The organism is Myxococcus sp. AM010 (assembly GCF_013372585.1).
In the GTDB taxonomy this organism is placed as follows: Bacteria; Myxococcota; Myxococcia; order Myxococcales; family Myxococcaceae; genus Myxococcus; species Myxococcus vastator.
On record NZ_JABXEO010000006.1, the window covers coordinates 92584 to 116531 of the forward strand.

The window sequence follows — 23948 nt, forward strand, 5'->3', positions numbered from 1 at the left end:
ATCCGAGTGTCCCCTCCACCGAGGGAGGGGACACCCGACCGTTCAGGGCAGCTGGCGCTCCAGCGCGCCCCAGCGGGTCCGAATCCACTGGCGCACGTACTCGACTTCCTCCTCGTAGGAGTTGAAGTCCTGGCGCGTGTGCCAGTGGGGGAAGTTGCCGTGGCCGCCCCACGGGTCATCCGGGTCGCCGAAGTCGCGGTGCTTCTCACCCCACTTCGCCCAGTCACGCCGCGCGGACGCCGCCGTCTCCTGGACGTAGCCGTCGATGAGGGCCTGCAGGGCCTCCACGTTCAGCGTGTCGCGCAGCAGCGCCCGGTAGCGCTCGCGCAGGGGCCCGGCGATGGCGGGGTCGGCCAGCATGCGCTCGAAGAGCAGGTTGTCCTCCCGGAACGTGGGCCGCGCCGTGGGCGAGGTCCGGGTGGTGTCGTAGGACTGCCCGAAGCTCGCGTCCAGATCCCAGGGGATGTAGCGCCAGGGGCCGCCGGTGGCCGGGTCGTAGGCGTGGTAGGCATTCTTCGCCTGCGAGTCCACGCCCAGGATGAGCGTGTTGAAGATCCACCAGTCCTCGTAGTCCCGCGCGTTCATGCGCTCAGGGAATCCGGCGCGGAAGGCGTCCACGTCCGAGTCCGCGATGAAGGCGGTGAGGGCCTCCATGGGCGCGAAGGCGCCGGGCTCACCTTCCTCGGGGGAGCCCTCCTTCTTCTCGTAGCCCTCACGGAGGCTTGCCTTGGGCGTGCCGTCCTTGCGCAGCCGCGAGAAGTTGGCGCGGTTGTCCACGGCCTTGAAGGCGTCCGCGTCCTTGTTGATGCCGTGCGCGGCCATCAGGCGCTTGTTGACGTGGTCCGCCACCGTGTAGAGGCCGACGTATTTGTTGTTGGCGTAGAGCACCGCGCTGTAGGTGCGCAGGTGGATATGGCCCGGGCTCATCCGGCTCCACACGTCGAAGGCGAGCCGCGAGCGCATGTAGGCGTTGTCATTGAACGTGGTGATGAGCACCACGCGCTTGCGATTCTTGAAGCCGTTGCCGAAGACGGGCTCGGAGAACAGGTCCTCGTCCGGGAACTTCAGGGTGTGGCTGCGCTTGGGGAACACGCTGGAGGTGGCCCCCCGGTACTTCGCCTCCAGGTCGAAGCGCTGGCCCCGGTAGACGAGCTGCGCCGGCCGGTAGCCGCCCGCGGTCAGCTTGCCCTCGTAGGAGAGGTGGAACACCGGCAGGCCGAACTCCTCCGTGTAGGCCGCCGGGTCGACGATGGGGACGTTGCCGGGCGCGGACTCGTTCTCCGCCACGCCGACCTTGAGCGTGCCCGTCTCACCGGTGCGCTCTTCGCGCAGCGTGAGGTGCCACACCGCGGCCTGGTCCTTGCCGGGCGTCCAGCTCAGGGTGCTGGTGGCCACATCGAACCGGGCGCCGGGTGGCAGGGGGTCCACGACGAAGCGCGTGTCCGGCGCGGCGTGGCCGGTGGAGCATGTCACGGTGGCGGAGACGGGCTCACCTTCGAGCACCCAGCGCGGCTCGCCCGCGGTGGGCGCACAGCGGCGGGTCTGCGGCGGTGGGCCGCCATCAGGGGCGCCCCCGTCCGGAGTGCCTGGGCCGCCACCCGCGTCGGGCGTCGCCCCTCCGTCCGTGCCATCAGGAGGCAGGCCCGCGTCGGGGCGCGTCCCGTTGTCAGGGGCCTCGCTGGCGGGGGCTGGAGCGTCAAGGCTTCCGGAGTTGCCACCACACGCCACCAGCAGCCCCGCGACTCCCGCCAGAAACATCCTTGGAAAGCGTCTTGCGCCCACCTGGTCTCTCCCCCTCGAACGCCACGTCAGGCTCGCAGGATTAACCACTCCATGACGTGCCTGGCACCCCCCGAGGTGCAGGCCGCTGTCGGCTCGTGGACGCCGGGGGGAGGGCGCCCAGCGAGGCCAGGACGGGACACGCGGTGTCTGGTGGGCAACCTCCCTGGGCCAGCAGCTTCTGGATGGCGCGCTTCATCCGCTGGAGGTCCTTCACGCGCGCGTCGATGGCGTGGAGCTTCGCCGCCGCGAAGGTCTCCATCTCGGAGGGGGAGGGGCTGCGCCCGTCCGACATCGCGAGGATGGCGGCGACCTCCCGCAGCGTGAAGCCCAGCTCCTGCGCGCGCCGGATGAAGCGCACGCGCGTCACGTCCTCCGGTGTGTACTCGCGGTAGCCGCTCTGTGTCCGGCGGGGCGGGGGCATCAGCTTGCGCCGCTCGTAGAACCGGAGCGTGGGGATGCCCACGCCCGCGGCCCGGGCCAGCTCGCTGATGCGCAGGGGGGCGGTGTCAGGCCGTCTGGGAGCGGGGCGCGTGCGCATGGTGTCTCCTCCACCACTGGAGGATGGCACTCCCCTGGACGAAGAACCACGTCAGCTCCAGCGCGAGCATGATGGCGAGGATGCCCGTCTGGCCCGATGCGAACGCCACGGCCATCCAGAGCGAGAAGCCGGCACGGCCAACGGTGTCCGCGGCGCCCAGTGAGGGCTCCGGCTTCCACAGGCGCAGGACGGACCACACCGTGACGATGGTGCCCATCAGGCTCACGAAGAAGAGGTGCATGGGCCCGAACTCCGGCGGCGCGGCGCCGGGCAGGGCAAGGACGACATGGAGGTGGTGCAGCTTCTCCAGGAGCCAGCCCGCCGTCCACGGCGTGGCGAAGGGGGCGGTGACGACGAGGTCGTAGAGGGCGCTGGCCTGGATGATGCGGGTGGGTTCGTTCCGGTTCATGCGAGGAACGTTACGGGCTGCACCAAGGTGCAGGGTCAAGCGCCCTTGTCTCCCAGGGGCTACCCGGCCTTGAGGCGCACGGAGTCAACGGCGTGCTTCGCGAGCGCCTCGGCGATCTGCTCCGACTTCCACAGCGGGTCCAGGCAGGGACAGAAGTAGCCAGGGCCCGCCTTCTCGCGCACGGCCCAGGCGAAGAAGTCGCGCGCGGTGTCGTGGAGCTCCTCCGGGAGGAAGAGGGCGGCGACGTCGTACTCGGTGAAGCGGAGCAGTCCCGGCACGCGCCACTCGCGCTCCCAGTCGAAGCGGTAGCTGTAGGGCGCGTTGTGGTGGTCGCCCTGGATGTCCACGAAGGGCGTCATGGACCAGATGGGCTCTTGCTGGGGCGAAGGCGCCGCGAGCGCGCGCTCCACCTGGTGCTTCAGGGCCAGATGCGCGGGGGAGGCGTACTGGACGTACCAGACGGGGCCGCCGCCCTGGGAGAGGATGTAGCTCTTGCTGAAGCCAATGCCATACAGGCTGCGGCGCTGGACGAGCCGGGCGAGCTGGTCCAGGGGAATCTCGCTGAAGCACACGGAGCGGTGGCGCTCGGCGACGGCGGGCTCCCGGCGGGCGATGCCGAAGCCCTCGGCGCCGGGGATGAGCGTCCGGGCGCCGAGGATGCTCATCATGTTCTGGTAGGCGTCATGACAGGGCGGTCCCGGCTTCGTGAAGTGAACCACGAAGTCAGACATGTCTCGCCACTGTGGATTCGTCTGGTAGCCGAGCATCATCCCTACTCCGCGGGCAATGTCCCGGACGGGGCAGGGGGATGCAACTCGAACGACGCATGACACGCGGCGCCTGCCTGTCTTGCATTCGGGAGGACGGGGGCCGTCCGCGCGGCTATGGTGAGCGGCTTCTTGACGAGGGAGCGCTCTTGGAAATCCTGTCCCGAAATGGTCGCCTGGCGCTCGCCGCCGTGCTCACCCTGGCCCTGTCGCCCCTGGCCCTGGCCGCCGCGGGCAGTCCGCGGCTCCAGGCCTTCTTCCAGCAGGACCTGACCAGCGCTGACTACCAGCAGAAGGTCTACTCGCGCGTCGCGGGGAAGTGGCGGCAACCCGGCGCCAAGGGCACGCCCGGTCTGGGGAAGAAGACGGTGGTCCGGGCCGTGATTGGCCGGGACGGCAAGCTCCTCTCCGCCGACGTGTCCACGGTGTCCGGCTCGAAGACGTGGGATGCCGCCGCGCTGTCGGCCGTGAAGAAGGCGGCGCCCTTCCCGCCGCTGCCGGCGAGCTTCCCCGGCGCCACGCTGGACGCCCACTTCCACGTGGCCTGGGTGGCGGCGCCGTAGCTATGGTGCGCCCATGGCGACTCCTCATATTTCCGCTGCCCCCGGTGACTTCGCTGACGTGGTCCTCATGCCCGGCGACCCGCTCCGGGCGCGTTACATCTCCGAACGCTTCCTGGAAGGTGCCCGCGAGGTCTCCACCGTGCGCAACATGCTCGGCTTCACGGGGACCTTCCGGAACCGGCGGGTGTCGGTGATGGGGCACGGGATGGGCGTCCCCTCCATCTCCATCTACGCCACCGAGCTCGTCAAGACGTATGGGGCGCGCGTCCTCATCCGCGTGGGCAGCTGCGGCGCGTTGAGCACCGACGTGAAGGTCCGGGAGGTCATCGTCGCGACGGGCGCCGGCACGGACTCCAACGTGAATCGGATGCGGCTGATGGGTCATGACTTCGCCGCGGTGGCGGACTTCACGCTCGCGCGGCGGGCCGTGGAGGCGGCGGAGCGGCGCAACAAGCCTGTGCGCGCCGGACCCGTCTTCACCTCCGACCTCTTCTACCACCCGCAGGAGCAGCTCAACGCCACCCTGGCGCGGATGGGCGTCCTGGCCGTCGAGATGGAGGTCGCCGGCCTCTACGGCGTGGCCGCGGAGTCGGGCGCCCGCGCGCTGGCGCTGCTCACGGTGTCGGACCACATCATCACCGGGGAGAAGCTCACGCCGCAGGAGCGGCAGACGACGTTCGACGAGATGATTGAGCTCGCCCTGGACGTCGCCCACGCCGAGCCCACCCCTTAGCGCCTCGTTGGAGGGCAGGCGGGCAGGGCGCCTGGGCGGGCCCGTTCCGCTCTGGAGGTACGAGAGGGCCGCTCTCACAGCGCTTGGGGGCGCCGGGGGCGGCCAGATTTCCCGGTCGGTGCTTTGTGCCCAGCGGGATTCCGGGCCATCCTCCGCGCCGGTGCGTTACCCAATCTGGCTCCTGCTCGTCTGCGCCGGCTGTGCCGCGCGTGTCTCCCCCCATGCTGGCACTGTGCCGGCCGCCGCCGTGCGTGCCCAGGACTCCGTCCCCGTGGCCGCCGCCGAGCCGCCGCCGGAGGCTCCTCCCCTGGCGTCCGCTCCGGCCGCCGAGCCGGGGGCCCCGGCTGCTTCCGAGCCCGCGGATGGCTGCGCGCTGAGCGCGGAGGACCTGGAGTCCGAGGAGGAGGAGCTGGCCGAGGGTGAGGGCGATGACGGCGAGAAGGAGACGCCGGACGCCGTTGCCACGGGCGCCGAGCCGACGGGGCCGCTCTATTCGGCGGACATCTCCGACGAGGAGCTGGCGCGGCGGTGGAAGGATGAGATTGCGTCGCTGGGCTCCATGGCCGTGGGCTTCGCGCACAGCGGCCGGCTGGTGAACGCCCAGCAGTTCCCGAAGGGGGACGACTGGATTGTGGTCACCCCCGCGGGCGCCTGGGCCACCGAGGAGACGGTCAACTATCTGGCCGAGGCCATCCGTGACGTGCGGGCCCGCTTCCCGAACGCGCCTCCGCTCCGGGTCAACGGGATGAGCCACAAGGAGGGCGGCTACATGCGCCCCCACAAGAGCCACCAGAACGGCCGTGACGTGGACGTGGGCTTCTACTACCCGACGGTGGACCCCATCCGCACCCGCGCGCGTGAGCACGTCATCGACGTGGCCTTGAACTGGGAGTTCATCCGCTCGGTGCTGGTGAAGACGGATGTGCAGATGATTCTCGTCGACCGTCGCGTGCGGAAGGTCATCTATGACCACGCGGTGCGCGTGGGCGAGGACAAGGCGTGGTTGGACTCGATTTTCAATGACGGCCCCACGGGCGTCGTCCGGCACGCTCGCGGCCACCGCGACCACTTCCACATCCGCTTCCACAACCCGCGTGCCCAGGAGCTGGGCCGCCGCGTGCAGCCGTTCCTGGCGCTCCAGCCGGAGCACAACGTGACGACGCACCGCATCCGGAACGGCGACACGTTGGGCGGCATCGCGCTCAAGTACGGGTCGACGGTGTCGCTGATCAAGAAGGCCAACCGGATGCGGAGCAACTTCCTGCGCGCGGGGAACCGGCTGTCCGTGCCCCTGCGCGGGCCCTGCACGCACTGCCCCGTGCCGCCGCCGTTCGTGCTGCCTGGCCGCCGCCTGCCGCCGGACGCGGTGGCCCCGGCCCCGGCGTTGGTGGCCGCGGCGTCCGAGTCCAAGGCGGAGAATGGCTGTGCGCGGCCGGAGGGGGCCGGGGCCACCGCGGCGCGGCAGGCTGCCTCCGTCATCCCCGCGGTGGGCGCGGCCTCCGTCGAGGCGGCTTCGACCGTGCTGTCCGCGGCTCCCGCGGGGGAGGTGGCGCCGATGGTGAAGCCTGCCGCGGGGACCTCCATCGACGTGGCTTCGACGGTGAAGCCCGTGAACGCCGTAAACGTGGCGTCGGCGGTGGTCCCCGCCGCCACAAAGGAACAGCCCGCGTCCGCCAAGACGTCTCCGGAGGCTACGCCCGCCGCTTCGGCCGAGCAGGCCGCCGCCAGCCCGGCTCCGGCGGTGCAGCCCACTGTCGTGCCGATGCGCGAGAAGGGCGAGGGCGCCGCGGGCATCACCCACGGCCGGTGACCTGGCCTTCACCCGCCATGCAGGCTTGGGCCCCGTGTCTCCCAGGTGGTGACACGGGGCTCGTTCGTTCCGGAGTGTGGTAGGCACGGGCCGTCCATGGCGTTTCCCCCGCACAAGGGCCGCTCGCTGGCCCACAAGGCTCGTCAGCGCTCCCCCGGCCACCACTACAACGCGAGCTTCATGTCCGCCGCCGACCGCGCGGAGGCCTTGAGCTGGCTCGCGACGCTCCACCCGCTGTGGGAGGAGCGCTACTCCAAGCACTTCCCCCCGCCGCCGGGGCAGTCCCAGCGGAGGCTGTTGCGGCCGGTGTACTGGCTCGGCAACTGGCAGTTCGCGTGCCTCGACTACTACCACCCGCCCAAGGGCATCCTGAACCGGTGCGTCCAGGCCGAGCCCTTTCCGGCGGTGCTCCAGCGCCAGGTGGCGAAAATCGAGGAGCTGGCGCGGCGGATGTACCGCGGGCCGGACATGCCTCCCCGCTGGCACCTCAACACCTGCCTGGTGAACTTCTACGGCAGCCGGTTGGAGGACGGGCGCTGGGTGGACACCGCCCGCGTGGGCGAGCACAAGGACTTCGAGCCGGGCCCCGTGGCCTCGCTGTCCTTCGGTGAGCGTGCCCTCCTCCAGTTCGTCACCTCCTCCCGCCCGGGCGAGCGCGACGCGGTGGTGCTGGAGCAGTGGCTGGATGACGGCTCGCTCCAGCTCTTCGGTGGCGCGCGCTGGAAGGAGCAGACGTTCCACCGCGTGCAGCGGGTGGACACGCGCACGGGCAAGACGCTGGCCCCGGAGCTGCCCGACTTTCGCACCCGTCGCATCAACCTGACGTTCCGCTACGTGCCGGACGAACACGTCATTCCGTTCGCCGCGCTCTCCCCCGAGGCGCGCGAGGACGTGCGGCCCTACGTGGCGCGGCTCGCCCAGGGCAGCGCCTTCTTCCGCGATGCCCTCGCGCGTGAGGCGCCGGGCACGCCAGCCTGACGCAAGGCCGCCCCGCGCCTATGCGCGGCGCTTGCCGTGCGAGCGCGCGTGCCGCCCTGGTGCCTGGTCCGGCGTGCGCTTCGACTGCCCGTGGTCCTGCTGCGGAGGGCCCGGGTCCTTCTGCGCGGCGAGGAAGCTCTCCCACGCCTCCTTGAAGACGGGGTCCTCGCGCGGCACCTGGACGCGGGGAATCTCCGAGCGCATCAAGTGCTCGATGCGCGTGATGACCTGCCCCTCGCGCGTGATGGCGAAAGTCGAGGCGATACCGCTGGCGGCGGCCCGGGCCGTGCGGCCGATGCGGTGCACGTAGTCCTCGGGCGCATGAGGCAGGTCGTAGTTGATGACGTGGCCCACGTCCTCCACGTCGAGCCCGCGCGCCGCGATGTCGGTGGCCACGAGGCAGCGGTAGGTGCCGTTGCGGAAGCCCTCCATGGCCTGCTTGCGCTGGTTCTGCGTGCGGTCCGCGTGTAGCACCGCGGTCTTGTACCCCGCGCGCTGGAGCGCCCGCTGGACCTTGTCCACGCGCTCCTTCGCCCGGGTGAACACCAGCGCCGTCGCCGAGTCCTGGGCCAGCAGGGTGAGCAGCAGCGGCGTCTTCTCCTCGGGCCGGAGGAAGTACAGGCGCTGCTCGGCGCGCTCGGCGGGCGTGCCGCTGCGGGTGACCTCCAGGCGCACGGGGTTGTACAGCCGGCTCTTGGCGAAGCGGGTGACGTCGGGCCCGAGCGTCGCGGAGAACAGCAGCGTCTGCCGGCGGCGGGGCAGGTGGGCGACGATGCGCTCGAGCTGCGGCAAAAAGCCCATGTCGAGCATCCGGTCGGCTTCGTCGAGGACGAGCGCTTCCAGGTGCGGGAAGCGGACGTCGGTGTTCTCCATCAGGTCCACCAGCCGCCCCGGCGTGGCGATGACGAAGGAGGGCAGCGTCTTCAGGGCGTTGACCTGCGCGCCCATGTCCTCGCCGCCAATGACGGCGGTGTGCGTGAGGCGGCGGGGCTCCGCGAAGAAGCGCACCGGCTCGGCGATCTGCTGGACCAGCTCACGCGTGGGGGCCAGCACCAGCGCGAGCGTGCCCTTCTTGCCCGCGAGCCGTTCCACCAGGGGGAGGACATACGCGGCCGTCTTGCCCGTTCCGGTGGCCGCGCAGCCGATGACATCCCTGCCGTCGAGTGCTGGAGGGATGGCCTGCTTCTGGATGGGGGTGGGCTGCGTGAAACGCGCGCGGCGCAGGGCGCCCAGCGTCTCCCGCGAGAGGCCCAGTTGTTCGAAGGAGTCGCTCACGGCTTGGGGGTACCACGTCGCGAGGCCTCGTGGGAAAGGGCCTCGCGGGGCAGGCGCCGTGATTCCCGCCCGCCAGGAGGGCATGATGGCCAGATTGGAACACCTGATGCCCTTCACGCCGCTGCCGGTGGTCCTGGATACCAATGTGGTCCTGGACCTCTTCGTGTTCGATGACCCCTACACACGCCCGCTGGCCGGGGCCCTCGCCGCGGGGGCGCTGACCGCCTGGACGGACGCGGACACGCTGGCGGAGCTGGGCTACGTGCTGGCCTCGCGCAACTTCCAGCCCGGCCTGGGCGCGCCAGAGCGGACCGCTGCGTTCGAGCGCTACCGGGCCCAGGTCCACCTGGCGCCGTCCGCCGAGTCCGTGCCCACGCCGTCATTGCCCCGCTGCCGGGACAGGGACGACCAGAAGTTCCTGAGCCTGGCCGCGCGAGCCGGAGCGGCGTGGCTGGTGAGCAAGGACAAGCGGGTGCTGTCCATGGCGGGCCGTGCGGGCCTGTCTTTCGCCATCCTCACGCCCCGGCAGGCCGTGGCCCGCCTACCACCCAGGGGGTAGATACACGCCGCCCGCGCCGGAACATCTTTCGCGTCGAGCTGCACCTGCACTCGATTCCCAAGCGAGAGAACATGTTCCGGATTGCGATGCTCGTAGCGCTGGCCCTGTCCACCCTCGTTGCCTGCGGTGGAGAGGACGACAACCCTGGTGGCACGCCGCAGAAGGTGGACTGCAACGCCTCGAACTGCGCGGGCTGCTGCTTCAACAATGTCTGTCAGACGGGAACGTCGACCTCGGCGTGTGGCAAGGCAGGGGCCGCGTGCCAGGCGTGTGGTACCGCGCAGGTGTGCAAGGCGGACCAGTCCTGCGGCGTGGACCCGGAGGGTGTCTGGCGCGTCCAGCCCGTCGCCGCCCAGGTGGCCGCCAACAACAATGGCTCGGCGTGGGACGCGGACAGCTCACCGCCGGACGTGTTCGTTGAGATGGCGTGTCCGGGGGCCACCTCCGCGTTCAGGACGCCCGTGGTGCAGAGCGCCACGCCCACGTGGACCACGGGAGGGTGTACGGCGCGCGCGAGCCAGTTGATGGCGGAGGGGTGGGCCTTCCGCCTCTGGGATGAGGACCTGGCGTCCCACGACACCATCACCGGCGCCCTGGTCACGCGCTTCACCGAGCAGCACTTCACCGCGGGCACCGTCTCATTCGGCGCGTCCGGCGGCATGACGTCACTGACGGTGCAGCTCCAGAAGCAGCCCTGAGCGCGGGGTTGAAGCGCTCACGGCGGACCCGGAGGTGGTCTCCGGGCCCGCTGGGGTGACTCAGGCCCGCTTCACCGGGTGATGGCGCATCACCCGGACGTGGGTCTCGGAGACGAGGAAGGTGGTGATGGCCGACAGGCTCGCCTTGCCGTTCGTCTCGCTCCAGTCGAGGACATGGATGCGCATGCGGAGGGCGTTCCCCTTCCTGGCGACTGCGTCGTCGTAGGTGAGCACGGCCTCGGCCTTCGCTCCGGCATAGGCGATGAGCGTCTGGCGGAAGGTGGGCCAGGTCTCACGGGTGCCGGTGAACTCGACCCTGCCATGGAGGAAGGACGTGGGGCGGGCGAGTGAGCCCAGGATGAAGGCTCCGCCGGGGCGCGAGGGCTGGGGCTTCATGAGCGAGAGGCTGGAGACGCGATTGCAGCCGCCCAGGCACTCGCGCACGCAGGAGCAGTCAAAGCTGCCCTCGGGCAAGGCGACCGCCTTGCGCTGGCGCTCGCATCTGCTCATGCAGACCCTGGCCTCCTGAGCCTCCTTCTCGTGGGTCTGCTCAAGGGTCGCCAGCATCTGCGCGGGGCTGGCATCCGCCTCGAAGAAGCGCGCGTCTTCCAGGTGGAGCAGACCGGAGACCGGTGAGAGGCCGTCGCTCTCCATGCTGGAGAGCGACGCTCGCGCCACGACCTTCTGGGCCCGGGGTTGCGCGGGGGTGACGCGTCTCCACTTCGCGCGCGCCTCGGAGTCCTGGCCCTCGTAGTCGAGGTTTACCCGGTCGAAGAGCGCGGCCAGCTTCTTCGCGCGCTCCAGCGCCGGCTTGTAGCTGTCCTTCACGGGAATCGTGGAGAACAGTCCGACGGCGTAGGTCAGCCCTCGCGCGTATTCGCCCTCCTCGCGGGAGCGGTCCAGCGTGAACAGCACCTCCCCTTCGTAGCGGGGCGCCCACTCAATCCGGGCCTCGTTGCCGTCAGGCGCGGCGGCCTGCTTGCGCTCGAGGACGGACGCGCGGACCTGCTCGAAGGCCGCGGACTCTGCCTCCGGCTTGTAGGGGTCGTCACCTTCCACGTACACGCGCAAGTCACTGAGGCTGGTGTTGGCGTGCGACGCGCCTGGATAGGTCGAGACGAGCGTGAGCCGCACCCCGTGGACCTGGTTCGGAACAGGCAGGCGGACCTCCTGCCACCCGAGCACGTCCTTCAGCTCTGTCACCAGCGGGGTGCCCGTCACCTGGGGCCCTGTCTCGCCCTGGACGAGCGGCTCCAGCTTCACCTTGCGCGGCCGGGCATTGGCGCGGAAGCGCTCCGCGGACTGCTGGAAGCCATTGCGAATGAACAGGCGGTACGTCTTCGCGCGGGTGAGCTCCGGTCCCCACCACTCCAGGGCTTCGCCTTCGCCCCGGCCCTTGGCGCCTTCCACCCAGGCGGTGGCCGGGTCGTCATCCGCGACGTAGAGCGGCGGGTGGTCCTTCCCTCCGCTCTTCAGGAAGGAGGAGGCCGTCACGCGGCGGGGATGCAGCCGGTTCGCCGCGCCCGCGTCGGGTTCGAGCATGATGGGCGGTGTCGCGGCGAGGAAGAGCGACAGGAGGATCATGGCGTGCGTTCCTTCACGGGGTGGGACGGCGGGGAGGGTTGGAGGGGCGAGGCCCAGAGCACGAGCCGGGACAGGCCTGGCGGGTAGAGTCCCGAGTCTTCCTGCTCGCGGGACACGAGGTGGTAGATGACGCGCGCGTACCGGGCCCCCGCGGGGAGAGGCACGTGACGTGTCTCTCCTGGCAGCAGGCGGGTGTCCTCCACCGCGCCCAGGTGGGGCAGGGGCTCATGAGGCCACTCCCGGACCTCCAGGCGGCGGCCGAACGTGGCCACCGTGCGGGAGGATTCGAAGAGCGGGTCCCCGGAGACGTCCACGCTCACCCAGCGCATGACGTCACCCGAGGGAAACGCATGGCCCACCTCGCGTGTGGAGACACGGAGGGACGCGCCCGCCTGCTCCACCCGGAGCGCGGCCTTGAGGGACTCGGTGCGCCGCGTGCCGCCGAAGCCATGGTTGCCCCGGGGCATGTGGCAGGACGTGCAATGGCGCGTGTCGCCGCTCTGGGTCTGCCAGCGGCGCCACTCTCCCACCGTGTCCTGTTGAAGCTGCGTGGGCGACAGCCGCACTCGCTGGCCCGCGCTCGTCACCACGGGGAAGCCGAACTGGTGACAGCCCGCGCAGGGCATTCCGGGCGCCTGGCCTTCGTTGCCCGGGGGCGCATGGCAGCCGGCGCAGGTGACGCCGTGTTCCTCGGGCGGGCTGTCCTTGGGGAGTGGACCCCGCTCCAGGTTCCGAGCGAGCGGCGCGTGACATTGCACACACCAGCCGGGCCGGTCCTCCGTCAACGCGACCTGGAAGACGTCATCCGCGCGGGCCGTGGCGTGCCCGCTGAGTCGCCAGGCGTCCACCTGGACGGCGTGGCATTCCGCGCAGCGCTGGACACGCCAGTCCGGCAGGCCGTGCGGCGCGGGCCCCACGTCCATGCGCGCGGTGCCCTTGGGAAAGCGCGGCGTGGGCGCCGTGGCCAGCAGCGAACAGGTGAAGAGGACGAGCACGGACACGGTGGCTCCGCACTGTAGGCGTGATGGGAGGCGCGGGGTACAACTCCTCACCCATGAGAGCCTATGAAATCCAAGCGGGGTTTGGGTTGGACAAGCTGGTTCAGGTCGAGCGGCCGGACCCGACGCCCGGCCCCATGCAGGTGCGGGTGCGCGTGAAGGCCACGAGCCTCAACTCCCGTGACTTGATGATGGTGGAGGGGCGCTACAACCCCCGGCAGAAGCTGCCCCTCATTCCCAACTCGGACGCGGCGGGCGTGGTGGATGCGGTGGGCCCGGGGGTGACGCGGGTGAAGCCCGGCGACCGGGTGATGAGCCTCTTCGCCCAGGCCTGGAGCGCCGGGGAGCCCACGCGGGCGGCGCAGGGGAGCACGCTGGGAGGACCGCTGGACGGTGCCCTCGCGGACACGGTGCTGCTGCACGAGGACGGCGCGGTGCCCACGCCCGGCTATCTCTCCGATGAAGAGGCGGCGACGCTGCCGTGCGCGGCCGTGACGGCGTGGAGCGCGCTGGTCACCCACGGGGCGCTCAAGGCGGGAGACACCGTCTTGCTTCAGGGCACCGGTGGCGTGTCCACCTTCGCGTTGCAGATCGCCCGGCTGATGGGCGCGAGAATCATCATCACCTCCAGCAGTGACGCCAAGCTGGCGCGCGCCCGGGCGCTTGGCGCACATGACGGCATCAACTACGGGACGACGCCGGACTGGGACAAGGCGGCGCGCGCGCTGACGGGCGGCGTGGGCGTGGACCACGTGGTGGAGGTGGGTGGGGCGGGGACGTTCGAGAAGTCGCTGCGCGCGGTCCGGCCCGGCGGAACGGTGTCTGTGATTGGCGTGCTCAGCGGCGGCGCGGGGTCGGTGCCGCTGACGCCCATCCTCATGCAGAACCTGCGGGTGCAGGGCATCTTCGTGGGCCACCGCCAGAGCTTCGACGCGCTCAACCGGGCCTTCGCGTTGCACACCGTGCGCCCGGTGGTGGACCGCGTCTTCGAGTTCTCCGAGGCACGCGCGGCTTTCGAGCACCTCAAGAGCGGGGCGCACTTCGGAAAGGTGGTCATCCGGGTCGGGTGAAGCAGCGCTCGCGACCAGAGTTGCTCATACCCACCGTGTGCGCAGGTTCACTTTTGTGGACGTTCCTGTATTATTTCAATGTCGCTTCAGCGGCAGAGGGGGAGTCCACATGGTCGCAGGCAAGATCATCAAAGAGGTCGTCAAGGTCATTGGTAGCGGCGCGGCTTACGACGCCATCAAGGGAGGCGCGAAGGCGGTCGCCGACAAGGTCTGGGAGGGGCATGACCCGAACAAGCGCCCTTCACCGCAGCCCGCGCCGACCCGGCCGAAGCCTCCGGAGGCCAAGCAGCCACCGGGCAAGATGCCCAAGGCGGGGCCTCGTACCAAGCCGTAGCGCCGCACCTCGCCCGGGCACCGGATTTTACAGCCGGTGCCTGGCGGGAGGTCATCGAAGTCGGGCCCTGGAGGTCGCTCCGGGGGCCTTGAATGACGGCTCAGGAGCCCGCTTCGTGCGAGCCTGGGTCGGACGAGGAGGCCGGGCGGGCCACGTAGGAGACCTGGGGCCCGCCAGTCCGTGGTGAACGCGGCCCCCCGCGGCCCTGGGACTGGCGCGGCTGCCGAGGGCCACCCTCGTTGCCGCCGTTGCCCGGACGGGATTCCCGGACGGTGTTCTGCGCTGGGGCGCCGGGCCCGGACCGGGTCTCGACGACAGGCTCCGGCCTGCCAGTGCCGCGCCGCTCGTTCCGGTCGGCGCGAGCCCCACCGCCGCGCGGCTCCCCCGGGTTCCTCGGTGAGGCGAAGGTGTCGCCGCGAGGCTCGTTCCGTGACGGACGGCCATTGTCGGACGCACGCTGCTCAGGGGGGGGGCGCGCCCGGATTGCCCCCGCGCGAGTTCGAGCGGGGCGGCCGCCCATTGCGTTGTTCGTTCTGGCGCGGGCCTCCTGAGGGCGCGCTGTTCGCGAACCGCTCATTCGGCTGGGAACCGCCCAGGCCTCGGCCGTTCGCGCGCGGTGCATTCTGGCGCGAGCCGTTCTGGAGCGTGCCGTTCGCACTCGGCTCATTCGAGCGCGTGCTGCCCTGCGAGTTACCATTCGCTCGCGGCGCGTTCGAGCGCGGGCCGCCCTGGGCGCCACCACTCGCACGAGGCTCATTCGAGCGCGGGCCGCTCTGGGCGCCACCACTCGCACGAGGCTCATTCGAGCGCGGGCCGCTCTGGGCGCCACCACTCGCACGAGGCTCATTCGAGCGCGGGCCGCTCTGGGCGCCACCACTCGCACGAGGCTCATTCGAGCCCGAGCGCCCAGGCGCAACGCCGCCCGTCCGCTGCCCGTTCTGCGGCGGCCGAGCGCCATTGCCGTTGCCTCCGCCCCTCGGCGGGGGTCGGCCTCCGCCGAAGCCCCGATTGCGCCTGCCCCGAGGCGGAGGCGCCGCCACCGCGGGCTTGCCACGCTCACCGCCACCCTGCCTGAGGACCAGCGCCTCCAGCTCCCGAAGCTCGGCCTCGGCGGCCTCTTCGGGCGTCATGTCGCGCTGGGGAGCGGCGGCTTGCTCGACCGGCGCGGACGGCGGTGGGCTGAACTCACCTCGGCGCTCGTCACCCTGGGGCCGGAACCCCTGGCTCCGAGGCCCTCCACGCCTGTTTTGACGAGTCCCCTCCCGGACGCTGCCCGACGGCACGAAGTCCGTGGTGAGCTCCCGGCGCACATAGGCATTCCAGATTTCGCTCGTGTCGCCCGCGGCGTCATGCAGCCAGGGCGCGGTGTTCGCGAGGAAGTTGCGGACGCTGTCCAGGTCGCGCCGGAAATAGAACTCCGCGCGGTTGTTGCGAGCGGCCGCCACCGTCTGCGGGAAGTCGATGATGACCGGCCCCGCGTAGCTCATGAGGATGTTGTACGGGGACAGGTCGCCGTGGATGAGGTCGGCGCACAGCATGTTGATGACCTGCGCCCGAAGGTCCACGTAGAGGGCGTGCGCGTCCTCGGGGGTGGCGGGTGGGGCCTCCACCATGCGCGGGGCCGGGTGGCCCTCAGGGTCCAACACCACCTCCATGAGGAGGATGCCCTCGTAGAACAGCACCGGCGTGGGCACGCGCACACCCTGGGCGTGCAGCTTGTAGAGCGAGTCAGCCTCCGCGCTCTTCCAGGCGTCCTCGGCGGCGTTCTGGCCGAAGCGGCTGCCCTTCTCCATGGCGCGGCGCGTGCGCGAGTTGCGCACCTCGCGGCCTTCCCGGTAGCCCACGTTGTTGCGGAAGTTGCGCTCGTGGCGCTCCTTGTACAGCTTGGCCGCGACCACCTGGCCGGCATGCTGGACCAGCCATACCTCGGCCTCCTTGCCCGTCTTCAACTGGCCGATGATGGCTTCGATGATGCCATCGGCCAGGAGGGTCTCTAGCGAGTCATTCATTCCGACGCGGGGTTCCAGTGGGGGCCGGGCAGGATTGGCGGCGTAGTCGCAAGCGTGCGGGCGGCCCTGTTCGCGGCGCACGGCAGTATGTGAACATCTCGTGGGCCCTTCTTGCTACCAACACGGTGCGGCAAGCAGCCAAGAAGGCTGGCGGAAGGCTCGCTAGCAGTTTGCCTCCTGGGGTTCCAGGGTAGCCAGGGCTTTGAAGGCGCTGGGTGGGTCATCTTGGACCGTGCCCTGGGGCTGATTCCAGGCCATCCCCACCGTCCGCGTTCGGCAGGGGACGGAGGCCACACGCCATGGCGGGTGGGTTGGGGCGCGTGCTGATGCTTGGACCCGAACGAGGGAGCGCTACGATGCGCGCCGTCCAGGGAGGGGTTCATCATGGCGACGAAGTCACGCAAGACGGCTGTTGCGAAGAAGTCATCCCGGCGTAGCGCGACGCAAAAGAAGGCCACGCCGAAGAAGGCTGCCGGCAAGTCGCGCGGCGCGAAGAAGGCCACCGCGAAGAAGACGACGGCGAAGAAGGCGGCGGCGAAGAAGGCACCCGCGAAGAAGACGACGGCGAAGAAGGCCACCGCGAAGAAGACGACGGCGAAGAAGGCCACCGCGAAGAAGTCCCCCGCGCGGAAGGCGGCGACGCGGCGGACGTCCGCGACTCGGCGTGAGCGGCCCGCGACAGGGTCGCCCTTCGTCGAGCAGGTGGAGACGACGTCCGCGGGGTTCCAGCCCCTGGCGCCCGTCCACGCCGCGGTGGACGAGTTCACCAGCTCCGGCAACGAGGTGCTCGACATCTTCCAGCGGTATGACCGCGACCGGACCGGCACCATCGACCGTGCCGAGTTCGCGCGCTTGCTGGAGGCGCTGGGGCAGAACATCTCCGACGAGGAGCTGGAGATCGCCGTCGACATCGTCGACACGGACCGCACCGGGAAGATCTCCTGGAACGAGTTCAAGGCCTGGTGGAACAGCCGCTGACGGTTCGCCGCAACACCGTCCTGGTCCGCGAGCGCGTCTGGCATGATGCGCTCCGAGCGGACCTTCATTCTCGTGGCAGGGGCAAGGGTGGCTGACCTGGCGTCAAGCGCACATGCAGCGGTATTCGAGCACTCGCGGGATGGGGTGCTCGTGCTGGATGCTGGGCAGCGCATCGTGGAGGTCAACCGCGCCGCGGAGCGCATCTTCGGGCCGCGTGGTGGACTCGTGGGGCAGCCGGTGGGGCTGCTCCTGCCTGGCTGGCGCCCTCCCGAGCCACGCGCTCCCGCCGACGCCGCCCTGCGCGAGACGGAGCTGGCCGGGCAGCGTCCAGGCGGCGCCGGCCCCGCGCACTACCTGCGGGTGGTGACGCTGCCCCTGTCCGGAGAAGGTGACGGGGGCTGGGTCCTGCAGCTCCATGACATGACGGCCCGCCTGGAGGTGGAGGCCTCGCTCCGGCAGCAGAAGGAGTTCTTCGAGGCGGTGGTCATCAACAGCCCGGTGGCCATCATCACCATCACCCGTCAGTTCCGCGTGCTGTCGTGGAACCCGGAGGCCACGCGCCTGTTCGGATACTCGCCAGCAGAGGCGCTGGGCAAGCACATCTTCGAGCTGGTGGCCACCGAGCCCACCGTCCTCCCGGAGGCGGAGCAGGCGTCGCGCGAGGTCGTGCAGCGCGGGCGGCTGCGCTCCGTCACCCGGCGGGTCCGCAAGGATGGCAGCGTGGTGGACGTGGAGCTGCGGGCCCTGCCGGTGTCGGTGGGCGGACGGCAGCTCGGCTTCATCGCCATCTACCACGACATCTCCGACCTTGAACGGGCGCGCAAGGCGGCGGAGGCGGCCAACCAGGCCAAGAGCCTGTTCCTGGCCACCATGAGCCACGAAATCCGCACGCCGATGAACGCCATCATCGGCATGACGGGCCTGCTCCTGGACCGGGCGCTGACGGAGGAGCAGCGCGACTTCGTCGCCACCATCCGGCAGAGCAGCGAGGCGCTGCTGACGTTGCTCAACGACGTGCTGGACTTCTCCAAGATTGAAGCCGGTCGCTTCGAGGCGGAGCTGCGGCCCTTCGACCTGCGCCAGTGCGTGGAGTCCGTGTTGGACTTGATGGCCGTGCGCGCCAGTGAGAAGGGGCTGGACCTGGGGTGTGACCTCGCGCCGCGGCTGCCGCAGATGCTGGTGGGCGACGCGTCGCGCCTCCGGCAGGTGCTGCTCAACCTGGTGGGCAACGCGCTCAAGTTCACCGAGCACGGCGGCGCGGTGGTGAGCGTGGAGGGCTCGGCCCTGGGCGGCGCGGAGGGCGCGGCGGACTGGGAGCTGACCTTCAGCGTGCAGGACACCGGCCCCGGCATCCCCGAGGACCGGCGCACGGGGCTGTTCCAACCGTTCAACCAACTGGATGCCTCCGTGTCACGGCGCTTCGGTGGCACGGGGCTGGGGCTGGCCATCTCCAAGCGGCTGGTGGAGGCCATGGGCGGCACCCTCTGGGTGGAGAGCGAGGGCGTGCCCGGACAAGGCACCACGTTCCGCTTCACCCTGCGCGCCCAGGCGGCGCCACAGGCCTACGCGGTGCAGCCGCGCCAGGAGCAGGGGCTGCTCCAGGGCCGGCGCGTGCTCATCGTGGACGACAACGCCCTGTTCCGGAGGTTGCTGGGCCGGCAGCTCCAGTCGTGGGGCCTGGTGCCCGTGGAGTCCGCTTCGGGGCTGGAGGCGCTCGCCCAGTTGGAGGCGGGGGCTTCGTTCGACGCGGTGCTCATCGACCACCACATGCCGGGGCTGGATGGCACCACGCTGGCCGAGCGCATCCGGCAGCGCGAGGAGACGCGGGCACTTCCCCTGGTGCTGGTGTCGACGCCGGGCCGACGGGGCAATCCCCCCGAGGGCCTGTTCGCCGGCGTGTTGTCGCGCCCGCTGAAGGACTCGCAGCTCTACGACGCGCTGGTGTCGTGCTTCTCGCAGCACCTCCCCCAGCTCCCGGAGACTCGGCAGACGCGGCCCTCGCGCGCGGGGCCCTTTCCAGGGGAGCGGCCGGGGGACACCGTGCCGCTCGACATCCTCCTGGTGGAGGACAACGCCACCAACCAGAAGCTGGCGCTGCTCGTGCTGGAGCGGCTCGGCTACCGCGCTGACGTGGCGCTCAACGGACGTCAGGCGCTGCAGGCGTTGTCCCAGAAGCGCTACGACGCGGTCCTCATGGATTTGCAGATGCCGGAGATGGACGGCCTGGAGGCCACGCGCCGCATCCGCCAGGAGCTGCCACCCAAGGCGCAGCCCTGGGTCATCGCCATGACGGCCAACGCCATGGACTCCGACCGGGAGCAGTGCTTCGCGGCGGGCATGGACGACTTCCTGGGCAAGCCCATCCGCGTGGAGGCGCTGACGGCGGCGCTGCTGCGCTGCCAGCCCCGGCGTTCGGACGTGGCGCCGGAGCGGCGGGTCGCGAGCGAGACGGTCGCGTTGACGCCGCTGCAGACGGTCCTGGAGGGTCTGCCGGACGCGGCGCGCATCCCGGGCCTGGAGTCCGCCGCGCTCGCCCGGCTGTGGGCGGAGCTGGGGGCGCAGGCGGCGCAGATTCTCCCCGAGCTCATCGACACCGCGCTGCACAGCATGCCGGCGCTCCTGGAGGACGCGTACTCGGCCCTGGTGCGTGGGCACGCGGACGACCTGGGCCGGGCGGCGCACACCCTCAAGTCGAACGCGGCCTGGTTTGGCGCGAGCGCGCTGGAGTCGCAGGCCCGCGACATTGAATTGCAGGCGGACACCGGCCGGCTGGAGGACATGCCCGAGCGGCTCGAGCGGTGCCAGGCGGAGCTGGAAGTGACGCGGCTGCTGCTGGGCCGCCTGCGTGACAGCGTCCTGGCCCTGTCCGGCGCCTGACACGCCGCGGGTGGGGCGGCCCGGATTGCGCGGCGGAGGCGCACGTCGGCGGTGCGCGACGCCCCGTCCGAGCGTTATCTCTCCAGATTCATTCGCGAATGTCACCGAGGAGATGCAAAGCACATGGCCCGATTCGACTTCGACCTGTTCACCATTGGCGGCGGCTCTGGCGGTGTGGCGGCCAGCCGCAGGGCCGGGGCGCACGGGGCCCGGGTGGCGGTGTGTGAGGACCGCGACGTGGGCGGCACGTGTGTCCACCGCGGCTGCGTGCCCAAGAAGCTCCTGGTGTATGGCGCGCACTTCCGGGAGGAGTTCCAGGACGCGGAGGGCTACGGCTGGACGGTCCAGGAGCCGGCGTTCAACTGGAGCAAGCTGCTGGCCGCCAAGGACAAGGAGTTGGACCGGCTGCGTGGCGTGTATGGGCGGCTGCTGCGCGACTCGGGGGTGACGCTGCTGGAGGGGCGCGGGCGCGTGGTGGACCCGCACACGGTGGAGGTGGCCGGAAAGCTGTACACGGCCGAGCGAATCCTGATTGCCACGGGCTCGCGGCCCTATCTCCCGCCCGACATCACGGGCATCGAGCATGCGGTCACCTCCGATGAGGCGCTGTCCTTCCCGGAGCTGCCACGGCGGCTGGCCATCATCGGGGCCGGGTACATCGGCGTGGAGCTGGCGGGCGTCTTCCACGGGCTGGGCTCCCAGGTGACGATGTTGATTCGTGGCGCCAGCGTGCTGGGCGGGTTCGATGAAGACGTGCGCTCCTTCCTCACGGAGGAGATGCGGAAGAAGGGCATCGAGCTGATGACGGACACCTTCATCCGGGACATCGAGAAGCGCGCCGAGGGCGGGGTGAGCCTGCTGACGGGCGGGGGGGAGACGGTGGAGGCGGACGCGGTGCTGTTCGCCACCGGGCGCGTTCCCAACTCGGGGGGACTGGGGCTGGAGGAGGTGGGGGTGGTGCTGGATGCGCGCGGCGCGGTGGTGGTGGACGAGTGGTCCCGCACCTCGGTGGAGAGCCTCTACGCGGTGGGCGATATCACCGACCGCATCAACCTCACGCCGGTGGCCATCGCGGAGGGGCGCGCCCTGGCGGAGACGCTCTTCAACGACAACCCGACGCAGATGGACCACACCGACGTGCCGTCGGCCGTCTTCAGCCAGCCGCCCGTGGCCTCCGTGGGACTGACGGAGGTGGAGGCGCGGGAGCGCCATGGGAAGCTGGACGTCTACGTCACCAGCTTCCGCCCCATGAAGCACACCCTGAGCGGGCGCAACGAGCGCACCATGATGAAGGTGGTGGTGGAGCGCGAGTCCAACCGCGTGCTCGGCTGTCACATGGTGGGGACGGACGCACCGGAGATCATCCAGGGGCTTGCGGTGGCGGTGAAGTGTGGCGTCACCAAGAAGCAGCTCGACGCCACCGTGGGCATCCACCCCACCGCGGCCGAGGAGTTCGTCACCCTGCGAGACAAGCGTCCGGACCCCGACGAGCGCATGGCGGCGGAGCTGGGGCATGATGCGGGGGCGCCCACCCGGCGCTGAGGCCCGCCTTGGTGCGGGTCAGGGCGGCGCTCGTCCCGCCGTCCCAGGGCGGCTTTCGCACCGATTCGAGAGGTGACGACCCCATGAGTGATTCATCGACGGAGCCCTCCTCCCCAGGCGGCGCGCGCATCCGGGGCCTGGAACAGGTGGACCGGCTGTCGGTGCCGCTGCCCCACGGCACCGAGGTGACGACGCGCGTGGAGCGCCTGGCCTCCGGAGGCCGCCGCATCCCGCAGGGCGTGGTGGGCCGCGTGGTCCGCGCGCATGACGGCGGCTTCGACGTGCAGATTGTCGGCGTGGGGGAGGTGTGGTTCGCGCGGGATGAGCTGGTGCCCCGGCGCCCGGGGCAGGTGCAGTTCGCCCAGCGCCGCGAGGCGGCGTGGAGCGCGCTGACGCCGTGTGTGGTGCTGGAGACGCGCGTGGGCAGCCATGCCTGGGGGCTGGCCGACGAGCGCTCGGACGTGGATGTGCGCGGCGTGTTCGCGCTGCCTCTCCCTTGGCGATTTGGACTGGTCGAAGCGCCCAGGGACTTGGTGAGCGCGGACGGCAGCACCACGTACTGGGAGGTCCACAAGGCGGTGGAGCAGGCGCTCCGCGCGGACCCGAACACGCTGGAGACGCTCTTCGTGCCGGGCGCGAAGGCGTTGGACCCGGTGGGCGCGTGGCTCCTGGAGGAGCGCGACGCCTTCGTGTCGAAGGCCCTGTTCGGCAGCTTCGGGCGCTACGCCATGAGCCAGCTCGACAAGCTCACGCGCAGCCAGCGGCTGGCGGAGCATCGGGACCTGCTGCTCGAATGGCTGTGCGAGGAGCCCGCGCCGGACCTGGACGAGGTGGCGCGCCGGCTGTCGGCCGTGTCGCCTCGCGAGGCGCCGTCGGCGCACGATGCGCTGCTGGCGGCGAAGACGTACGTGAAGCAGCTCTACCGCTCGCTCTGGGACCAGGGGCTGCTGGCGGCCAACGACTTCAAGGCGCTCACCGCCTATGCGCGAAGTGGCGGCCAGCGGCCTCCCTCCGCGCGCGAGCTGCGCCCGAAGAACGCCTACAACCTGCTGCGACTGGTGGCCACGGCGACAGGGTGGCTGCGCGAGGGGGCGCCCGTCTTCGAGGCCTCCGGCCCACTGAAGGCGCGGCTGCTCGACATCAAGGCGGGCCGCGTGCCGCTGGAGGACGTGCTGCGGGACGCGGAGGCGCTGGCGCCGGACCTGGAGGCAGCACACCGGGAGAGCCGTCTGCCGGAGCATCCGGACTACGAACGCGCGGACCGGTTGCTGCGGCGCGTGGGCGAGGAGTTGGCGCGGCGCTGGGTGCTGAAGGAGCCCGGGCCGCTAGGACGTGACGCGCCGGAGGCCCCGGCCATGGCGTGGAGGGATTCGGAATGAAGGGCACCTTGACGGAACATCAACGGGCCATGGCGGACCGCGTGCTGGACGAGGAGTCCCGGCACCGCGCGCATCTGGTCGTCTCCCTGTCCGGAGCGCACGCCTATGGCTTCCCCTCGCCGGACAGCGACCTGGACCTGAAGTCCATCCACGTCGCGCGGACCGCGGCGCTGCTGACGCTGCAGCCCGTACACGTCCCCACGGAGCGGCTGGAGGTGCTGGAGGGCGTGGAGGTGGACTACTCGTCCAACGAGCTGCTGCCGGTGCTCCAGGGCATCCTGCAAGGCAATGGGAACTACCTGGAGCGGGTGCTGGGGGCCATCCCCCTGCGCGTGTCTCCAGAGCTGGAGTCGCTGCGTCCGCTGGTGCGCGCGGTGCTGTCTCGCAAGCTGCACCGCCACTACAACGGCTTTGCGCAGGGCCAGCTGCGCGAGTGGGAGAAGAGCGGCTTCCGTTCGGCGAAGCGATTGCTCTACGTGCTGCGCACCACGCTGACGGGGACCCATGCGCTGCGGACCGGCGAGGTGGAGACGGACGTCACGGAGCTGCTGTCGCGGTACGGCTTCGCGGAGGCCCATGCCCTGGTGGAGCAGAAGCTGCGCGGGGAGAAGAGCGAGCTTCCAGAGGCCCTGAGCGAGCGGTGGCGCGGCGAGGTGTCGCGCGCGTTCGAGGTGCTCGAAGTCGCGCGGGCGGACTCGGTGCTGCCCGAGTCACCGCCCGCCGAGGCCGTGGCCGCGTTGGAGGCGTGGATGCTGGACCTGCGGCGGAGGAACTTCGGGGGACACCCGCTATAGCAAGTCCAAGCGCTGCTCGCGGTCCCAGACCACCTGGTGGCCGCGCTTGAAATACCAGACGCGGTGCCAGGGAATCTCGCCGTCCGGGACGAAGGCCGCGAACGGCATCTCCTCGCGCGTCTCACCATGGGCGTCGTAGCCGATGGTGAACTCGCGGGGGTCGAACCGCGGGTCCCACTGGATGCGGTGGTAGACCTCGCGGCTGGTCGTGAAGCGTTCATCGGACATGACGGGCTCGCGTGAAGCGGGGAGGGGAGACGCGCCTGCCCTC

General features: G+C 70.7%; 22 protein-coding genes. 13 read left to right on the forward strand and 9 right to left on the reverse strand.

Annotated features, from left to right (window positions below):
* Nucleotides 1–42: 42 nt before the first annotated feature.
* From HV826_RS05685 to HV826_RS05700, 4 genes are all read right to left on the reverse strand, one after another.
* Entirely contained in the window at nucleotides 43–1758 is a 1716-nt protein-coding gene (locus tag HV826_RS05685; protein ID WP_176415982.1) for a CotH kinase family protein, read from the reverse strand.
* A 64-nt stretch (nucleotides 1759–1822) separates the two neighbouring features.
* Nucleotides 1823–2320, reverse strand: a complete 498-nt coding sequence (locus tag HV826_RS05690; RefSeq protein ID WP_255208220.1) for a MerR family transcriptional regulator — start codon at nucleotides 2318–2320, stop codon at nucleotides 1823–1825.
* Entirely contained in the window at nucleotides 2289–2729 is a 441-nt protein-coding gene (locus HV826_RS05695) for a hypothetical protein (RefSeq protein WP_176415983.1), read from the reverse strand. The genes HV826_RS05690 and HV826_RS05695 overlap by 32 nt, the downstream gene beginning before the upstream one ends.
* Before the next feature lie 59 nt (nucleotides 2730–2788).
* Entirely contained in the window at nucleotides 2789–3460 is a 672-nt protein-coding gene (locus HV826_RS05700) for an abortive infection system antitoxin AbiGi family protein (RefSeq protein ID WP_255208219.1), read from the reverse strand.
* Nucleotides 3461–3645: 185 nt separating this feature from the next.
* Here HV826_RS05700 and HV826_RS05705 point away from each other — a divergent pair, with 185 nt between their 5' ends.
* The 4 genes from HV826_RS05705 (at nucleotide 3646) to HV826_RS05720 (ending at nucleotide 7580) form a co-directional block, all read left to right on the forward strand.
* The gene (locus HV826_RS05705; RefSeq protein ID WP_255208218.1) at nucleotides 3646–4059 is read left to right on the forward strand and encodes an energy transducer TonB; all 414 of its coding nucleotides are present in this window, start codon (nucleotides 3646–3648) and stop codon (nucleotides 4057–4059) included.
* Between the two features lie 13 nt (nucleotides 4060–4072).
* Nucleotides 4073–4792 carry a purine-nucleoside phosphorylase gene (gene deoD / locus HV826_RS05710; protein WP_176415985.1) on the forward strand — a complete coding sequence of 240 codons (720 nt, stop codon included), beginning with the start codon at nucleotides 4073–4075 and terminating at the stop codon, nucleotides 4790–4792.
* Between the two features lie 118 nt (nucleotides 4793–4910).
* Nucleotides 4911–6602, forward strand: coding sequence for a penicillin-insensitive murein endopeptidase (locus tag HV826_RS05715; protein ID WP_176415986.1), 1692 nt, complete (start codon nucleotides 4911–4913; stop codon nucleotides 6600–6602).
* A gap of 96 nt (nucleotides 6603–6698) precedes the next feature.
* Nucleotides 6699–7580: an alpha-ketoglutarate-dependent dioxygenase AlkB gene (locus HV826_RS05720; RefSeq protein WP_176415987.1), complete on the forward strand. Its 882-nt coding sequence runs from the start codon at nucleotides 6699–6701 to the stop codon at nucleotides 7578–7580.
* An 18-nt stretch (nucleotides 7581–7598) separates the two neighbouring features.
* Here HV826_RS05720 and HV826_RS05725 read toward each other — a convergent pair whose 3' ends face one another.
* A complete protein-coding gene (locus tag HV826_RS05725; protein ID WP_176415988.1) occupies nucleotides 7599–8855 on the reverse strand; it encodes a DEAD/DEAH box helicase in 1257 nt (418 codons plus the stop codon).
* Nucleotides 8856–8937: 82 nt separating this feature from the next.
* Here HV826_RS05725 and HV826_RS05730 point away from each other — a divergent pair, with 82 nt between their 5' ends.
* Nucleotides 8938–9414, forward strand: a complete 477-nt coding sequence (locus HV826_RS05730) for a putative toxin-antitoxin system toxin component, PIN family (protein ID WP_255208217.1) — start codon at nucleotides 8938–8940, stop codon at nucleotides 9412–9414.
* A 71-nt stretch (nucleotides 9415–9485) separates the two neighbouring features.
* Nucleotides 9486–10112, forward strand: coding sequence for a hypothetical protein (locus HV826_RS05735; protein ID WP_176415989.1), 627 nt, complete (start codon nucleotides 9486–9488; stop codon nucleotides 10110–10112).
* A 60-nt stretch (nucleotides 10113–10172) separates the two neighbouring features.
* On the opposite strand, the gene HV826_RS05740 is transcribed toward HV826_RS05735, so the two are convergent.
* Entirely contained in the window at nucleotides 10173–11696 is a 1524-nt protein-coding gene (locus HV826_RS05740) for an NADase-type glycan-binding domain-containing protein (protein ID WP_176415990.1), read from the reverse strand.
* The gene (locus HV826_RS05745; RefSeq protein ID WP_176415991.1) at nucleotides 11693–12697 is read right to left on the reverse strand and encodes a multiheme c-type cytochrome; all 1005 of its coding nucleotides are present in this window, start codon (nucleotides 12695–12697) and stop codon (nucleotides 11693–11695) included. Before HV826_RS05745 ends, HV826_RS05740 begins: the two co-directional genes overlap by 4 nt.
* A gap of 53 nt (nucleotides 12698–12750) precedes the next feature.
* Between HV826_RS05745 and HV826_RS05750 the strand changes: the two genes are divergently transcribed.
* Both HV826_RS05750 and HV826_RS05755 read left to right on the forward strand, forming a co-directional pair.
* A complete protein-coding gene (locus HV826_RS05750) occupies nucleotides 12751–13764 on the forward strand; it encodes an NAD(P)-dependent alcohol dehydrogenase (RefSeq protein ID WP_176415992.1) in 1014 nt (337 codons plus the stop codon).
* A gap of 109 nt (nucleotides 13765–13873) precedes the next feature.
* Complete coding sequence (locus HV826_RS05755; RefSeq protein WP_176415993.1) at nucleotides 13874–14098, forward strand: hypothetical protein; 225 nt, start codon at nucleotides 13874–13876, stop codon at nucleotides 14096–14098.
* Nucleotides 14099–14559: 461 nt separating this feature from the next.
* On the opposite strand, the gene HV826_RS05760 is transcribed toward HV826_RS05755, so the two are convergent.
* On the reverse strand, nucleotides 14560–16107 hold the full coding sequence (locus HV826_RS05760; protein WP_255217055.1) for an RIO1 family regulatory kinase/ATPase: 1548 nt from the start codon (nucleotides 16105–16107) through the stop codon (nucleotides 14560–14562).
* Between the two features lie 384 nt (nucleotides 16108–16491).
* Between HV826_RS05760 and HV826_RS05765 the strand changes: the two genes are divergently transcribed.
* The 5 genes from HV826_RS05765 to HV826_RS05785 all read left to right on the forward strand — a co-directional run bounded on the left by HV826_RS05765 (nucleotide 16492) and on the right by HV826_RS05785 (nucleotide 23677).
* Nucleotides 16492–17085, forward strand: a complete 594-nt coding sequence (locus tag HV826_RS05765; RefSeq protein WP_176415994.1) for an EF-hand domain-containing protein — start codon at nucleotides 16492–16494, stop codon at nucleotides 17083–17085.
* Between the two features lie 42 nt (nucleotides 17086–17127).
* The gene (locus tag HV826_RS05770; RefSeq protein ID WP_176415995.1) at nucleotides 17128–19962 is read left to right on the forward strand and encodes a response regulator; all 2835 of its coding nucleotides are present in this window, start codon (nucleotides 17128–17130) and stop codon (nucleotides 19960–19962) included.
* Between the two features lie 123 nt (nucleotides 19963–20085).
* Entirely contained in the window at nucleotides 20086–21504 is a 1419-nt protein-coding gene (gene gor, locus HV826_RS05775) for a glutathione-disulfide reductase (RefSeq protein ID WP_176415996.1), read from the forward strand.
* Nucleotides 21505–21587: 83 nt separating this feature from the next.
* Nucleotides 21588–22883, forward strand: a complete 1296-nt coding sequence (locus tag HV826_RS05780; protein ID WP_176415997.1) for a DNA polymerase beta superfamily protein — start codon at nucleotides 21588–21590, stop codon at nucleotides 22881–22883.
* Entirely contained in the window at nucleotides 22880–23677 is a 798-nt protein-coding gene (locus HV826_RS05785) for a DNA polymerase beta superfamily protein (RefSeq protein ID WP_176415998.1), read from the forward strand. Before HV826_RS05780 ends, HV826_RS05785 begins: the two co-directional genes overlap by 4 nt.
* On the opposite strand, the gene HV826_RS05790 is transcribed toward HV826_RS05785, so the two are convergent.
* Nucleotides 23672–23905, reverse strand: coding sequence for a DUF504 domain-containing protein (locus HV826_RS05790; RefSeq protein ID WP_176415999.1), 234 nt, complete (start codon nucleotides 23903–23905; stop codon nucleotides 23672–23674). The genes HV826_RS05785 and HV826_RS05790 overlap by 6 nt on opposite strands.
* Between the last annotated feature and the right edge of the window lie 43 nt (nucleotides 23906–23948).

Excerpts from the sequence above, each read along its gene's own strand:
- HV826_RS05780 (WP_176415997.1), top strand. The coding sequence starts at position 21,588 with ATGAGTGATTCATCGACGGAGCCCTCCTCCCCAGGCGGCGCGCGCATC.
- HV826_RS05695 (WP_176415983.1), bottom strand. The coding sequence starts at position 2,729 with ATGAACCGGAACGAACCCACCCGCATCATCCAGGCCAGCGCCCTCTAC.
- deoD (WP_176415985.1), top strand. The coding sequence starts at position 4,073 with ATGGCGACTCCTCATATTTCCGCTGCCCCCGGTGACTTCGCTGACGTG.
- gor (WP_176415996.1), top strand. The coding sequence starts at position 20,086 with ATGGCCCGATTCGACTTCGACCTGTTCACCATTGGCGGCGGCTCTGGC.
- HV826_RS05755 (WP_176415993.1), top strand. The coding sequence starts at position 13,874 with ATGGTCGCAGGCAAGATCATCAAAGAGGTCGTCAAGGTCATTGGTAGC.
- HV826_RS05700 (WP_255208219.1), bottom strand. The coding sequence starts at position 3,460 with ATGTCTGACTTCGTGGTTCACTTCACGAAGCCGGGACCGCCCTGTCAT.
- HV826_RS05735 (WP_176415989.1), top strand. The coding sequence starts at position 9,486 with ATGTTCCGGATTGCGATGCTCGTAGCGCTGGCCCTGTCCACCCTCGTT.
- HV826_RS05770 (WP_176415995.1), top strand. The coding sequence starts at position 17,128 with ATGATGCGCTCCGAGCGGACCTTCATTCTCGTGGCAGGGGCAAGGGTG.
- HV826_RS05740 (WP_176415990.1), bottom strand. The coding sequence starts at position 11,696 with ATGATCCTCCTGTCGCTCTTCCTCGCCGCGACACCGCCCATCATGCTC.
- HV826_RS05790 (WP_176415999.1), bottom strand. The coding sequence starts at position 23,905 with ATGTCCGATGAACGCTTCACGACCAGCCGCGAGGTCTACCACCGCATC.
- HV826_RS05730 (WP_255208217.1), top strand. The coding sequence starts at position 8,938 with ATGATGGCCAGATTGGAACACCTGATGCCCTTCACGCCGCTGCCGGTG.
- HV826_RS05690 (WP_255208220.1), bottom strand. The coding sequence starts at position 2,320 with ATGCGCACGCGCCCCGCTCCCAGACGGCCTGACACCGCCCCCCTGCGC.
- HV826_RS05765 (WP_176415994.1), top strand. The coding sequence starts at position 16,492 with ATGGCGACGAAGTCACGCAAGACGGCTGTTGCGAAGAAGTCATCCCGG.
- HV826_RS05785 (WP_176415998.1), top strand. The coding sequence starts at position 22,880 with ATGAAGGGCACCTTGACGGAACATCAACGGGCCATGGCGGACCGCGTG.
- HV826_RS05685 (WP_176415982.1), bottom strand. The coding sequence starts at position 1,758 with ATGTTTCTGGCGGGAGTCGCGGGGCTGCTGGTGGCGTGTGGTGGCAAC.
- HV826_RS05720 (WP_176415987.1), top strand. The coding sequence starts at position 6,699 with ATGGCGTTTCCCCCGCACAAGGGCCGCTCGCTGGCCCACAAGGCTCGT.
- HV826_RS05750 (WP_176415992.1), top strand. The coding sequence starts at position 12,751 with ATGAGAGCCTATGAAATCCAAGCGGGGTTTGGGTTGGACAAGCTGGTT.
- HV826_RS05760 (WP_255217055.1), bottom strand. The coding sequence starts at position 16,107 with ATGAATGACTCGCTAGAGACCCTCCTGGCCGATGGCATCATCGAAGCC.